The sequence below is a fragment of the Plantactinospora sonchi genome, from assembly GCF_036422035.1.
In the GTDB taxonomy this organism is placed as follows: domain Bacteria; phylum Actinomycetota; class Actinomycetes; order Mycobacteriales; family Micromonosporaceae; genus Plantactinospora; species Plantactinospora sonchi.
The window spans coordinates 24417-36586 of sequence record NZ_JAZGQK010000028.1 but is presented as its reverse complement, the minus strand read 5'-3'; the positions used below and the strand labels follow the sequence as shown (position 1 = coordinate 36586).

General features: G+C 72.6%; 13 protein-coding genes. 8 read left to right on the top strand and 5 right to left on the bottom strand.

Features of this window, described 5'->3' with window-relative positions; translation table 11 throughout:
• The first annotated feature begins 143 nt into the window (after positions 1-143).
• From V1633_RS28680 to V1633_RS28670, 3 genes are all read left to right on the top strand, one after another.
• On the top strand, positions 144-743 hold the full coding sequence (locus tag V1633_RS28680) for a TetR/AcrR family transcriptional regulator (RefSeq protein ID WP_331217402.1): 600 nt from the start codon (positions 144-146) through the stop codon (positions 741-743).
• 223 nt (positions 744-966) lie between these two features.
• Positions 967-1794 carry a DUF72 domain-containing protein gene (locus V1633_RS28675; RefSeq protein WP_331217454.1) on the top strand — a complete coding sequence of 276 codons (828 nt, stop codon included), beginning with the start codon at positions 967-969 and terminating at the stop codon, positions 1792-1794.
• A 93-nt stretch (positions 1795-1887) separates the two neighbouring features.
• On the top strand, positions 1888-2463 hold the full coding sequence (locus V1633_RS28670; RefSeq protein WP_331217401.1) for a TIGR04222 domain-containing membrane protein: 576 nt from the start codon (positions 1888-1890) through the stop codon (positions 2461-2463).
• A 203-nt stretch (positions 2464-2666) separates the two neighbouring features.
• On the opposite strand, the gene fabG is transcribed toward V1633_RS28670, so the two are convergent.
• Entirely contained in the window at positions 2667-3443 is a 777-nt protein-coding gene (gene fabG / locus V1633_RS28665) for a 3-oxoacyl-ACP reductase FabG (protein ID WP_331217400.1), read from the bottom strand.
• Positions 3444-3883: 440 nt separating this feature from the next.
• Here fabG and V1633_RS28660 point away from each other — a divergent pair, with 440 nt between their 5' ends.
• Entirely contained in the window at positions 3884-5278 is a 1395-nt protein-coding gene (locus tag V1633_RS28660) for an FAD-dependent oxidoreductase (RefSeq protein ID WP_331217399.1), read from the top strand.
• Between the two features lie 57 nt (positions 5279-5335).
• Here the strand turns inward: V1633_RS28660 and V1633_RS28655 are convergent, their stop codons facing one another.
• On the bottom strand, positions 5336-6202 hold the full coding sequence (locus tag V1633_RS28655) for an AraC family transcriptional regulator (RefSeq protein WP_331217398.1): 867 nt from the start codon (positions 6200-6202) through the stop codon (positions 5336-5338).
• A gap of 219 nt (positions 6203-6421) precedes the next feature.
• On the opposite strand from V1633_RS28655, the gene V1633_RS28650 reads away from it, so the two are divergent.
• A complete protein-coding gene (locus V1633_RS28650) occupies positions 6422-6832 on the top strand; it encodes a VOC family protein (protein ID WP_331217397.1) in 411 nt (136 codons plus the stop codon).
• A 9-nt stretch (positions 6833-6841) separates the two neighbouring features.
• On the opposite strand, the gene V1633_RS28645 is transcribed toward V1633_RS28650, so the two are convergent.
• The 3 genes from V1633_RS28645 to shbA form a co-directional block, all read right to left on the bottom strand.
• Positions 6842-7186, bottom strand: a complete 345-nt coding sequence (locus tag V1633_RS28645; RefSeq protein WP_331217396.1) for a hypothetical protein — start codon at positions 7184-7186, stop codon at positions 6842-6844.
• Positions 7187-7537: 351 nt separating this feature from the next.
• Positions 7538-8632, bottom strand: coding sequence for a hypothetical protein (locus tag V1633_RS28640; RefSeq protein ID WP_331217395.1), 1095 nt, complete (start codon positions 8630-8632; stop codon positions 7538-7540).
• Entirely contained in the window at positions 8629-9207 is a 579-nt protein-coding gene (gene shbA, locus V1633_RS28635; RefSeq protein ID WP_331217394.1) for an RNA polymerase sigma factor ShbA, read from the bottom strand. Before shbA ends, V1633_RS28640 begins: the two co-directional genes overlap by 4 nt.
• Before the next feature lie 386 nt (positions 9208-9593).
• Between shbA and V1633_RS28630 the strand changes: the two genes are divergently transcribed.
• Genes V1633_RS28630 through V1633_RS28620 form a run of 3 tightly spaced genes read left to right on the top strand, consistent with a single transcriptional unit; the run spans position 9594 to position 12168 of the window.
• The gene (locus V1633_RS28630; RefSeq protein WP_331217393.1) at positions 9594-10568 is read left to right on the top strand and encodes an ABC transporter ATP-binding protein; all 975 of its coding nucleotides are present in this window, start codon (positions 9594-9596) and stop codon (positions 10566-10568) included.
• The gene (locus V1633_RS28625; RefSeq protein WP_407952123.1) at positions 10565-11362 is read left to right on the top strand and encodes an MlaE family ABC transporter permease; all 798 of its coding nucleotides are present in this window, start codon (positions 10565-10567) and stop codon (positions 11360-11362) included. Before V1633_RS28630 ends, V1633_RS28625 begins: the two co-directional genes overlap by 4 nt.
• Positions 11363-11364: 2 nt before the next feature.
• Positions 11365-12168 (top strand): MlaE family ABC transporter permease, encoded by an 804-nt coding sequence (locus tag V1633_RS28620; RefSeq protein WP_331217392.1) that lies wholly within the window; start codon positions 11365-11367, stop codon positions 12166-12168.
• The last annotated feature ends 2 nt before the right edge of the window (positions 12169-12170 follow it).

Here is a 12170-nt window from a genome sequence, read left to right as displayed (position 1 = left end):
CGACGCCGGGTGCGGCGGATTCCGCGTTGCCGGGACGGGGTAACGTAGACGGAGGCAGTGCTCCGGTACCTTCCGGAGGGGTGCCTCCGCAAACTTACCGGAGGGGTCCCTCCGCCTGCAACCGCATCGAGGTGACGTACGCCATGACCAGTGCCGATCCGGTGTCGGAGAACCTCGCCCGCCGCCCGAAACGGGCCGATGCGCGCCGGAACTACCAGGCGCTGCTCGCCGCCGCCCAGGACGTCTTCGCCGAGCAGGGCGCGGCCGGCTCGCTCGAGGAGGTGGCCCGCCGGGCGGGGGTCGGCATCGGCACCCTCTACCGGCACTTCCCCACCCGCCGGGACCTGTTCGAGAGTCTCTACATCGACGAGGTCGAAGCGCTCGCCCGGACCGCCGCCGACCTCGCCGACCTGCCGCCGTGGGACGCGCTGTCAGCCTGGCTCCAGCGGTTTGTCCGGTACCTGGCGACAAAACGGGCACTGGTTGAGGAACTGGTACACGAGTCGGAGTTCTTCCGTAACTGCCGGGGCATGATCTACGCGGCCGGCGCACCGCTGCTGGAGCGGGCCCAGGAGGCCGGGGCGGTCCGGGCCGACGCGAGCTTCGACGACACGTTGCGAATGATCAGTGGGCTCACCGCGGTCCAGTACACCGACCCGGAGCAGCGGGACCGGGTCCTCCGGATCGCCCTCGACGGCCTGCGTACCGGGTCGGCCGGCGCCTCGGCCGTCCGGCCCCACTGACCCCCGACCCGGCGACAGTCCCGGGCCGGCACCGCCCCCGTCCCAGCGACAGTCGCGGGCCGGCACCCACCCCGGCCGTTCCGGTGGCGCGGCCCGGCCCCACTGGGAGGGGTATACCGTACGTGCGGTCGACGACCGACGGGATGACCTCGACGTCCCCCGCCGGGCGGGCGGTTCGTGGCGGGAAGGGAACGGAGCCATGCGTCTTCACGTGGGATGCGCGATGTGGACGCACAAGTCGTGGCAGGGGCGTCTGGTGGCGCATCCACTCCCACCGCACGAGCGCCTGCGGGCCTACGCCGGCTGGTGCAACGCGGTCGAGGGGAACACCACGTTCTACGCGACCCCGGCCCGGGACACCGTGGCCTCCTGGGCCCGGCAGACCGACCCCGACTTCCGGTTCGTCGTCAAGCTGCCAAAGCTGATCACCCACGAACGTCGGCTCGCGGACGCCGACGAGGAGCTCCGGGTCTTCCTGGACGCGATCGCGCCACTCGGCCCGCGCGCCCACGCCCTCTGGATCCAGTTGCCCGGGTCGTTCACGCCCGCGGACGTCCCGGTACTCGCCCGGTTTCTCCGCCGGCTGCCCGACGCCCACCGGTACGCCGTGGAGGTCCGTCACCCCGCGTTCTTCGACGACCCGGCGGCGACGCGACTGCTCGAGGGAGTGCTCACCGCCACCGCCACGGAATGGATTCCATTCGACACCACCAGCTTCTTCCAGAGTCCTCCGACGAGCGACGCCGAACGGGACGCGTGGACCAAGAAGCCGCGCATGCCGCTGCGGTCGATCGCCCTGACGGACCGGCCGATCGTCCGGTACCTCGGTCGCGACGACTCGGCGCGGACGATCGAGGGCTGGCGGCACTGGGTCGAGATCGTTGTCGGGTGGCTTCGCGAGGGCCGGTCGCCGACCGTGTTCATCCACACCCCGGACAACGCCGACACCCCGACGCTCGCCCGGCGCTTCCACGACGAGGTACGGGCGCGGCTGCCCGAACTCGACGCGCTGCCCGAACCGGCACCGGTCGAGCCCCTGACCCTCTTCTGACGCCCGGCCCGGCTCGTGGACGGTCCGCCTGCTCGTCGTGGACCGTCCGTCCGGGACGCCGCCACGCTGGCGCAGCGCCGTTAGGCTGGCGGAGTGGCAGCGTTGTTCGCCCGCCGACGGCCTCCACGTGGCGAGCCGGACGGGATCGGGGTCGCCCTGCTCGCCGGTGGCCCGCGGGTTGCCGTCTGGGCCTGCCTCGCCTCTTTGCACAGTACGGGGGCGATCTCGGTCTCACCGGACGGCCGGCTCAGCTGTCCCGGGCCGGCACCGGACCAGGACACCGTGGCCTTCGCCGTATTCACCGCGCTGCGGGACGGGACGGTACGGCCCGACGCGCTGGAGACGGCGCCGGTGGTCGCGGCGGCCGTCGCCCGGCTCCGCCAGCAACTCGCCGCCGATGGCTGGTGGGACAATCGGGCCGCGACCCGACGACTACTCGCCCGACTGCGTGGCGCACACGAGCACCTCGCGCCGCAGCTCGACCCGTCGTGGCGCCTGTACGGACCGAACGGTGCCGCGCTCACGGTGGCACTCTTCGGCGCGGGCGCGATCTGGCGGGCCGACCCACGGCTCGCCAGGACACTCGGGCTGCCACGCGCGCCGGTTCGGCGGCGGCCCCCGGAACCCGGGTCCCAGGTGGACGAGCACGCCGACTGCGGCTGCGCCTGACGGACCGGCCGGGGTGGCGCACGGCAATGTCGACGTGGCGCCCTCCGCCGAGGGGCTTCGGCAGCGGTCGACCGAAGCAGGTGCGACGGAGATCCGGGCCGGGCGTCCCAGCGAGGTGCTACCGGCCGACCGCCCCGATCAGTTCCACAATGGAGCCGAAGGTCCGCGTTCCTGTCCGCGTCCCGAACCGCCGTCCACGGGCGCTACCGCGCACCGCCGTTGACGTACAGCGTCTGCCCACTGACGTACGACGCGTCGTCGCTGGCCAGGAAGGCGACCACCGAGGCGATCTCCCCGGGCTGGCCGACCCGGCGCAGCGGGGTCTGCGCGGCGACCTGCTGCTGGTGCTCCTCCGGGCTGGCACCCACCCGCTCGGCGGTGGCCGCCGTCATCGCGGTGGCGATGTAGCCGGGCGCGACCGCGTTGACGTTGATGTTGAACGGGCCGAGCTCGATGGCGAGGGTGGCGGTCAGTCCCTGCACGCCGGCCTTCGCCGCCGCGTAGTTGACCTGCCCCCGGTTGCCGAGCGCGGAACGGCTGCTGAGGTTGACGATCTTGCCGTACCGGGCCGCCACCATGTGTCGCTGCACCGCCTGGCAGCAGTGGAACATGCTGGTCAGGTTGGTGGTCAGGACCGCGTCCCACTCCTCGGCCGGCATCTTGAACAGCAGGTTGTCCCGGGTGATACCGGCGTTGTTGACCAGGATGTCCAGCCGTCCGTACGCCTCGACCACCTGGTCCATCAGCGCCGCGACGGCCGGACCGTCGGTGACGTCGCAACCGAAGCCCCGTGCCCCACCTCCGGCGGCGGCCACCTCGGCGGCGGCGCTGATCTCGTCGGCGGCCACCCCGGCCCGGTCGGCGTTCAGGTCGACCACGGCCACGGTGGCACCCTCGGCGGCGAGCCGACGGGCGGTGGCCGCGCCGATTCCCTGGGCGGCTCCGGTGACCACGGCGACCCGGTCGACAAATCTGCGCACGCTCCGACTCCTCGCTCCCTGCCGTTCCGGCCGCGTTCCCGCGTCGCCGTTCCGGTACGAACCCCCGGCTCGGCAACGCCGGACCGGGTCAAGCTGGTGCGGGAAGTTCTATCACGCCAGCCGGGCCGGCGGCCCGAGCACCGGTAGCGGGGTGCCGGCCCCGGCCGGCCCGGCGACGCGGAGGTCCAGGTTCGGCAGACTTGTCGGACATCCGCCCGGGGGTGGGTCACGACGAGGACCGGACAGGTCGGGCCGTCACCCACGGCACAGTCGGCAACCCGACTCCCCGGATATCGGACCCGGCTCCCGCCGACGGGGTCGTGGCCGCGATCCGGATACGCGGCCAAGCCGTTGACCTGGACTTCCGTCGTCAGCGGAAGCTGGCGGCAGCGCCGGTACGGGAGTCCGAGCCGCCCCGGCGGATCGGGAAGAATGCAGAGATGTCCTCGACTGTGCCCCACACCCGTTCAGCCGTCGTCATCGGTGGCAGCCTCGCCGGTCTCTGCGCGGCACGCGCCCTCGTCGACCACTACGAGCAGGTGACGGTGGTCGAGCGGGACCGTTTCCCGGACGCGCCGCGGGTCCGCGCGGGCGTACCCCAGGCGCATCACCTGCACGTGCTGGTCACCGCCGGCCAACGGGCGCTCGACCAGCTGTTTCCCGGGTTGATCGCCGAGTTGCACGGGCACGGCGCGGTACGGGCGTCCACGCCCACGGACGTCCTCTACCTGAGCACCACGGGCTGGCGGGACCGGTTCCCGGCCACCCACGAACTGGTCGGGGCGAGCCGTGAGCTGATCGACTGGGTGGTCCGGGGCCGACTCCTCACCGACCCCCGGGTCCGGTTCCTGCCCGGACACGAGGCGGTCGGGTTGCTGCCGGACGAGCACCGTACGGCGATCGCCGGGGTGACACTGCGGCCGCGCGGCAACGTCGACGGCGTCGAACGGCTCGACGCCGATCTGGTGGTCGACGCCAGCGGGCGCGGCTCCCACACACCGGACTGGCTGGCGGCACTGGGCTACGGACGCCCCGACGAGATCCAGGTCGACTCCAAGCTCGGCTACGCCAGCCGGCGCTACACACTGCCGTCGGAGGTCACCGACGGCTGGAAGAACATTCTGATCATGCCGAAGCCACCGGAGAACCCCCGCGGGGCGGTGCTCTACCCGATCGAGAACGACCGGTGGATGCTCACCCTCGGCGGCATGGGCGACGACGTACCGCCCACCGACGAGAACGGTTTCCTGGAGTTCGTCCGGGGCCTGCGCAGCCCGCTGCTGTACGAGGTGATCAGGGAGGCGAAGCCGGACGGGCCGGTCCACGGGTTCCGGCGTACCGCCAACCACCGCCGACGCTACGAGCAGATGGCGCGCTGGCCCGACGGATTCCTGGTGGTGGGAGACGCCGCCTGCGCGTTCAATCCGGTCTACGGGCACGGCATGAGCGTCGCCGCGCAGACCGGGGTCGTCCTCGACGAACACCTCCGTACCCATCCGGGTGTCCCCGGACGGTCGGCCCAGGCCGCGATCGCCCGGTGCAGCACCACCGCGTGGGACATCGCCACCGGCGCCGACCGGCGGTATCCGACCACCGTCGGAAACCTCGAACCCAGTCGGAGCAGCCGACTGTCCCGCTGGTACCTGGACCGGACGTCCCGGGTGGCCGACCGGGACCCGTACGTGGCGAGGGCCTTCACCGACGTGCTGCACCTGGTCGCACCGCCGACGGCCCTCTTCCGGCCCGGCGTCGCCGCCCGGGTGCTGCGGGGTCCGACCCGCCCGCCGCTGTCGACCCCACCAATGTCGACCTCGTCGGGGGCGCAGCGGTCGTGACCGGTCGGCCGTCCGGCCCGGTACGTCGCCCCGGGCCGGACGGCCTGCAGCCGAAGATCAGCCCGGGATCCGCTCCACCGGGATCCAGATCTCGGCCTCCGCCGTCGTACCGTCCGCGGACAGCTCCGTACGCAGGATCTCCGGTCCCGGGCGACTCTGGTACGGATTGGACGGGAACCACTGCGTGTAGACGTCCCGCCACATGTACTGCAGCGTCTTCGGGAACTCGCCCACGCTCTCGAAGACCGCCCAGGTGCCTGCCGGCACCGAGAGGCTCTGCATGTCCTCCGGTACGGCGGCGCTGGTCACCGCGGCCTGGTAGTAGTCGAGTTCCGTTCCCTGCGCACGACTGGGGTCGATGTCGTCGGTGACGCTGACCAGGCCGTGCGGCTCCTGGTCGGAGAGTTCCTCGATCCGTCGTACTGTCTCCGGGTCGATGCTCCGGATGAACGCCGCGATCGCCGGGTTCACCCCCTCGTGCACCATCGGCACCCGGGCCTTCCGGCCGGCCACCGTGAACGCGTCCTTCTCCACCAACCGGTATCGCATGCTGCTGCTCCCCTCGATGATGAGTCGGAAGGACATCCGGGGCTGGGCGCGCAGTGTCGCGCCGGTCCGCCTCGCCTCGCCGGGTCCCACGCCGTGCACCGCGCGGAACGCCCGGGTGAAAGCCTCGGTCGAGGTGTAGCCGTACCGGACGGCGACGTCGAGCAGCGACCGCTCCCCCGCCATCACGTCGGCGGCGGCGACGGTGAGCCGCCGACGCCGGAGGTACTCGGAGAGCGGCATCCCGGCCAGCGCGGAGAAGAGCCGCCGGAAGTGGTACTCCGACGTCACCGCGATCCGGGCCAGTTCCGCCACGTCGATCGTCTGGTCGAGGTGACGCTCGATGTGTTCCATGGCCTGGTTCAGCCGCTCCAGCACCCGGACTCCTTCCTGTTCAGGCACCGACGTTACGGAGGGGCGGACCGGTCAGACCCGACAATCCGTGCCCGCTCCGGTCGGGTCCGTCGCACCCCCGCCTGCCCGGTGTGGCGGAGCAGGCTCCGGAGACGCGGACCGGGATGGCGGGTGAAGCGGTGCCGAGCACCACTCGCCCGGCGGGACCGGCGGGACCGGCGGGACCGGCGATAGTCTGCCGGCATGGCCACGATTCAGCAGATTTCGCTCGGGGTGCGGGACGACCGGCGGGCCGCCGAGTTCTGGCGCCAGGCGCTGGGCTACGTCCGCCGGCCGCCCCGCTACGAGGGGGACGAGTGGATCGTCCTCGATCCTCCCGCCGGCATCGCCGGCATCGCCCTCGCCCTCGACATGAGTGAGAGCCCAGCCCGGAAGTACCCCCGCATCCACCTGGACCTGGAGGCCGATGCCGGGAAACTGGACGAGGAGGTCGACCGGCTCGTCGGGTTGGGCGCCCAGCGGGTCGACTGGCCGCACTACCCGAGCGACGACGATCCGGAGCCGCCCGGGGTACGACCCCGGTACGTCGTACTGGCCGATCCGGAGGACAACATCTTCTGCGTGGTGGAACGACAGTCGACAGTGCCGGACTGACCGGGTCGGCTACGCCCGCGGGCTCCGCCGGGACGGTCGGAGTATCCCGACGACCAGCAGTACCAGGCTGGGCAGGTAGTACAGCCCGATCGACGCGGCACCCACCACCACCCCGGCGGTCAGCAGCAGTACGGCGGTGACCGCGACCATCCGCCGGGCCGGTGTCTGCGTGAGCAGTGGGGCGGCGAGGAGCAGGACCGGTACGAGCAGCACGACCACGACGCCCGGCCCCTCCCGGCCCAGGAACGCGGCCAGGAGCCCGAGACTGACGAGGGCGGCCAGCAGCAGTGCCGCCAGCAACCATCCAAGGTGCGGGCTCAGCTCGGCCCGGCCGCTGGCATCCGCGTCGGTCATGCCCCTGTCCTGCCCTCACCATCTCCGACGGTGGCGTCGCGCGCCCGACCGGTGCCCGACCACCCCGGAGATGTTACCGCCGCGCCGGTTCCGGGCCGCACCACCGGCCGCCATCCGGCGGGCTGGGACCGGGTGAGCGGCACCACCCGGCGGGAATCCCCGGACCGGGTTACCCGGCACCACCGGCCGCCACCCGGCAGCGGGCCCGACCGGGTTAGCGGCACTCCCGGCCGCCATCCGACAGCATCCCGGGACCGGGTTGGCGGGCGGCGACCCGGGCCGGCCGGTTGCCGGGTCCGGGCGTTCCGGGACGGTGTCGGCAGCGACCCCGGCACGGCCGCCGGACCACGGTCAGCCGGGCGGGCACAGCAGCACACAACCGCCGCTCGGCAGCAACGGCAGCCCGGAGGGCAGGAGCGTGGGCAGTACCGGTACCGGCAGCGGCAGCACCCGGGGTGGCGCCGGCGCGGTCGGTACCGGTGCCGACCTCGATGGACGTGGTGCCGGCGAGCCACCGCCCGGGGTACCCGTCGGTTTCCCGGGCCGGCCGGTTGACGGGTCCGTCGGCACCGGGCCCGGGCTCGGCACCGCCGGAGTCGCCGGAGTCGGGTCCGGCTCGGCGTTCACCGGCAACCCGCCCCGGATCCGGTCGATGTCGGCGCGCAGCCGCCGTTCCTCGACCGGATCGCGGACCGCCGCCACCTGGCCGAGGGCCTGCTCCAGGTGGCGGCGGGCGTCGTCGTACCGGCGCGTCGCCACCGCGTCCTCGGCCAACCCGAGGGTGTGTTCGACGGCTCGTACCGCGGAGCGGTCCGGATACACCGCGCTGGTGATCGGCCACAGCGGACTGGTCGGCCCGGCCCGGTTGACGCCGAGCCCCAACAGGGCCACGACAACCACGGCGGCCGCCGTGGAAAACGCCAACCGGCGCGGGAGTGGGCCGCCGGCCCGCTCCCGGAGCCGGCCGGACCGCCGTCGACCGGGCGCGGTCACGCCGGGCCGGCGTTCCGGCCGGCGGGTCCGGTCCGGCGCGGGACGAATCTCCGCCGTCTCCGCCGGCCGGTCGGTGTCCAGTTCGGCGTGCCAGGCCGCGAGCAGCCCGGCGACCGGATCGTCGTCCGGGCCCGGCTCCCCGCGCCCCAGCGCGTCGAGCAGCAGGTCGTCGGCGTCGATCACCCGTGGATCGAGCGGCTCGGTATCCCGCCGGTCAGCCGACACCACGGACGGATCGACCAACACGTCGGACGGGCCAGCCAGCAGACCGGACGGGCCAACCGCCGACCCGGACATGTCCGGCGGCTCGGCACCGCGCGGGGCGACCGGAGCCGCGGTTCGGTCGCCCGGCGCCGATCCCGCGCCCGCCGACCCCGGCTGCCGCTCGCTCACGTCATCGTCCCGTCCACGTACGCCACCATCCCGCTCCGCGCCGGACTCGACGGTACTCACGCGGCCACCTCGTTCAACGCGGTACCGGCGAGGACGCGGAGCCGGGCGAGAGCCCGGGACTGGGCCACCCGTACGGCGGCGGCCGACATCCCGACGATGACACCGACCTCGTCGGCGGTGAGGCCGACCGCCACCCGGAGCAGGACGATCTCGCGTTGCGCCTCGGGGAGCCGGGCCAGCAGCGCGGAGAGCCGACGGGCCAGGTCGGTGGCGACGGCCCGCTGCTCGGGGCCGGGGTCACGGTCCGGCTCGTCGGGCAGTCCGCCGGAGGAGGTGACGGCGGAATCCCGGACGGCGATCCGCTGCGCGTCGGCGACCTTGTGCGCGGCGACGCCGTAGACGAAGGCGGAGAACGGCCGCCCCTGGTCCCGGTAGCGGGGCAACGCCCGCAACACCGCGAGGCAGACCTCCTGGGCCACGTCGTCGGCGGTGGCGTACGCGCCGCCGATCCGGCCGAGCCGGGCCCGGCAGTACCGGACCAGGCCGGGGCGGACCTCGGCGAGCAGCGCGGCCGTCGCCTCGGGGTCACCCCGGGCCGCCCGGGCGACGAGTTCTGTCTCGGGTGCTGCGGTCATGTACGGGCTGCACCTTCTCGGGGCGTCACCTGTCGAGGAGCGTGTCTCCGTCCCGGCAGGCGGGCTGTCACGGCAGGCAGGTTGTCACGTCGAGCCGGCTGTCACGTCGGGCCGGCCGTGACGGCGGGCTTCCGCCCCGGCGGGACCTTCGTTACCGGCAGGTTAACCGCACCGTATCCGCCGTCGGGTGATCGCACCACCGTCAGGGTCGGCTCGCCCGGCCGCAGCGGGCGCCCCTGTGGACGTACCGACGGAAAGTGATCGAAGAATTACCACCGTCACCTGTTACGCGGACCGGGCCGGGCGCGATGTCCACCACAGACGGCGACAGGCGGACGGCGCGCGCGGGCGGCGGACGTCGGTCCGGCACGTGGGCGGGAGCGCGGATGGGCGTCGAGGTACGCGTCGAGGGGCTGACCAAGTCCTTCGGTGGTCAGCCGGTCTGGTCGGACCTGTCGCTGACCCTGCCGGCGGGCGAGATCTCGGTGCTGCTCGGCCCCTCCGGCACCGGCAAGTCGGTCTTCCTCAAGACGCTGGTCGGGCTGCTCCGGCCGGACCGGGGCGCGATCTGGATCGAGGGCCGGAACCTGCCGGCGCTCTCCGAACGCCGGCTCTACGAGGTTCGCAAGCTGTTCGGTGTGCTGTTCCAGGACGGCGCGCTCTTCGGCTCGATGAGCATCTACGACAACGTGGCGTTCCCACTGCGGGAACACACCCGCAAGACCGAGTCGCAGATCCGGGCGGTGGTGCACGAGAAGCTGGAGATGGTCGGGCTGCTCGGCGCGGAACGGAAGCTGCCGGGCCAGATCTCCGGCGGGATGCGCAAGCGGGCCGGGCTGGCGAGGGCACTGGTGCTCGACCCGCGGATCATCCTCTTCGACGAGCCGGACTCCGGTCTCGACCCGGTCCGCACCGCGTACCTGAACCAGCTCATCATCGACCTCAACCAGCAGACCGACGCGACGTTCCTGATCGTCACGCACGACATCAACACCGCGCGTACCGTGCCGGACAACATCGGGCTGATCTACCACGGTCGCCTGGCGATGTTCGGGCCACGGGAGATGCTGCTCTCCAGTACCGAACCGGTCGTCCGACAGTTCCTGAACGCCCAGCGGGTCGGCCCGATCGGGATGGCCGAGGAGAAGGACTCCGACGAACTCGCCGCCGAGGCGGCGTCCGGGATGGAACTGCCGCCGTTGCCGCCAATCCCGTTGCAGCTCACCCCGACGAACGGCGAGCCGCGACGGGCGGAGCATCCGCCGGGCCGGTGGTGCGCCGAACACGGCGTCGTGCCGCCGGCGGGGTCGTTCCGGGGCGCGCACGGCAGCGCGTGGCAGCCGTCCGAGGTGGTGTCGTGAGCGGCCCGGGCGGGCCGGCCGTCGCCGGCCGGTTCGCGGCCGGGCTGCGCGGCCCCGGGCACTTCTTCGCCTTCTGCCTCGACGCGCTCCGCTGCCTGGGGCGCCGCCCGTTCCAGGTCCGGGAGTTCGTGCAGCAGGCCTGGTTCATCAGCTCCGTCTCCATCCTGCCCGCCGCCCTGGTGGCGATCCCGTTCGGCGCGGTGATCGCGCTGCAGCTCGGTTCCCTGGTACGTCAGCTCGGCGCCCAGTCGTTCACCGGAGCCGCCTCGGTGCTGGCCGTGGTACGCGAGGCGAGCCCCATCGTCACCGCCCTGATCATCGCCGGAGCGGGTGGTTCGGCGATCTGCGCGGACCTCGGCGCGCGGAAGATCCGCGAGGAGCTGGACGCGATGGAGGTGCTCGGCATCGACCCGCTGCACCGGCTCGTCGCGCCCCGGATCGTCGCCGCGGCGGTGGTCGCGGTCCTGCTCAACGGGCTGGTCAGCGTGGTCGGGGTGACCGGTGGCTACTTCTTCAACGTGATCATGCAGGGCGGTACGCCGGGCGCCTACCTGGCCAGTTTCCAGGCCCTCGGCCAGCTGCCGGACCTGGTCGTCGGTGAGTTGAAGGCGCTGCTGTTCGGGGTGGTCGCGGCGCTGGTGGCGGCGTACCACGGGATGACCGCGAAGGGCGGGCCGAAGGGGGTCGGCGACGCGGTCAACCAGAGTGTCGTGCTCACCTTCATGCTGCTCTTCGCACTGAACTTCGTGATCACCGCGGTCTACTTCCAGCTCGTACCGCAGCGGGGGATGTGACCATGCCGGTGCTGCGTACCCTGGACCGACTCGGCGACCAGCTCGCCTTCTACCTGCGCGCGTTCGCCTGGACCCCGCGCGCGGTCGGGCGCTACCGGCGTGAGGTGGTACGCCTGCTCGCCGAGATCAGTTTCGGTCGGGGGGCGCTGGCGGTGGCCGGCGGCACCGTCGGGGTGATCTGCTTCCTCACCTTCTTCACCGGCACCGAGGTCGGGCTGCAGGGTTACCAGGCGCTCAACCAGCTCGGCAGCAGCGCGTTCACCGGCTTCGTCTCGGCGTACTTCAACACCCGGGAGATCGCGCCGCTGGTCGCCGCGTTGGCCCTGTCGGCGACCGTCGGTGCCGGCTTCACCGCCCAGCTCGGCGCGATGCGGATCTCCGAGGAGGTGGACGCCCTGGAGGTGATGGGGGTTCCCTCGCTGCCGTTCCTGGTCACCACCCGGATGGTCGCCGGCTTCGTCGCCGTGATCCCGCTGTACGTGGTCGGCCTGCTCTCCAGCTACCTCGCCACCCGCACCATCGCGGTGTACTACTTCGGTCAGTCGGCGGGCACCTACGACTACTACTTCCACCTGTTCCTGCCCCCGGTGGACGTGCTCTGGTCGTTCGGCAAGGTGCTGGTGTTCAGCGTGATCGTGGTGCTGGTGCACTGCTGGTACGGCTACACCGCGACCGGCGGGCCGGCCGGGGTCGGGATCGCGGTCGGCCGGGCCGTCCGGCTGGCGATCGTCGCGGTCAACGTCGTCGACTTCTTCCTGTCGCTGGCCATCTGGGGCGCGACCACAACGGTACGGATCGCGGGGTGACC

Coding starts and splice junctions, on each gene's coding strand:
- V1633_RS28675 (WP_331217454.1), top strand. CDS start 967: ATGTGGACGCACAAGTCGTGGCAGGGGCGTCTGGTGGCGCATCCACTC.
- V1633_RS28680 (WP_331217402.1), top strand. CDS start 144: ATGACCAGTGCCGATCCGGTGTCGGAGAACCTCGCCCGCCGCCCGAAA.
- V1633_RS28660 (WP_331217399.1), top strand. CDS start 3,884: ATGTCCTCGACTGTGCCCCACACCCGTTCAGCCGTCGTCATCGGTGGC.
- V1633_RS28620 (WP_331217392.1), top strand. CDS start 11,365: ATGCCGGTGCTGCGTACCCTGGACCGACTCGGCGACCAGCTCGCCTTC.
- V1633_RS28650 (WP_331217397.1), top strand. CDS start 6,422: ATGGCCACGATTCAGCAGATTTCGCTCGGGGTGCGGGACGACCGGCGG.
- V1633_RS28645 (WP_331217396.1), bottom strand. CDS start 7,186: ATGACCGACGCGGATGCCAGCGGCCGGGCCGAGCTGAGCCCGCACCTT.
- V1633_RS28630 (WP_331217393.1), top strand. CDS start 9,594: ATGGGCGTCGAGGTACGCGTCGAGGGGCTGACCAAGTCCTTCGGTGGT.
- shbA (WP_331217394.1), bottom strand. CDS start 9,207: ATGACCGCAGCACCCGAGACAGAACTCGTCGCCCGGGCGGCCCGGGGT.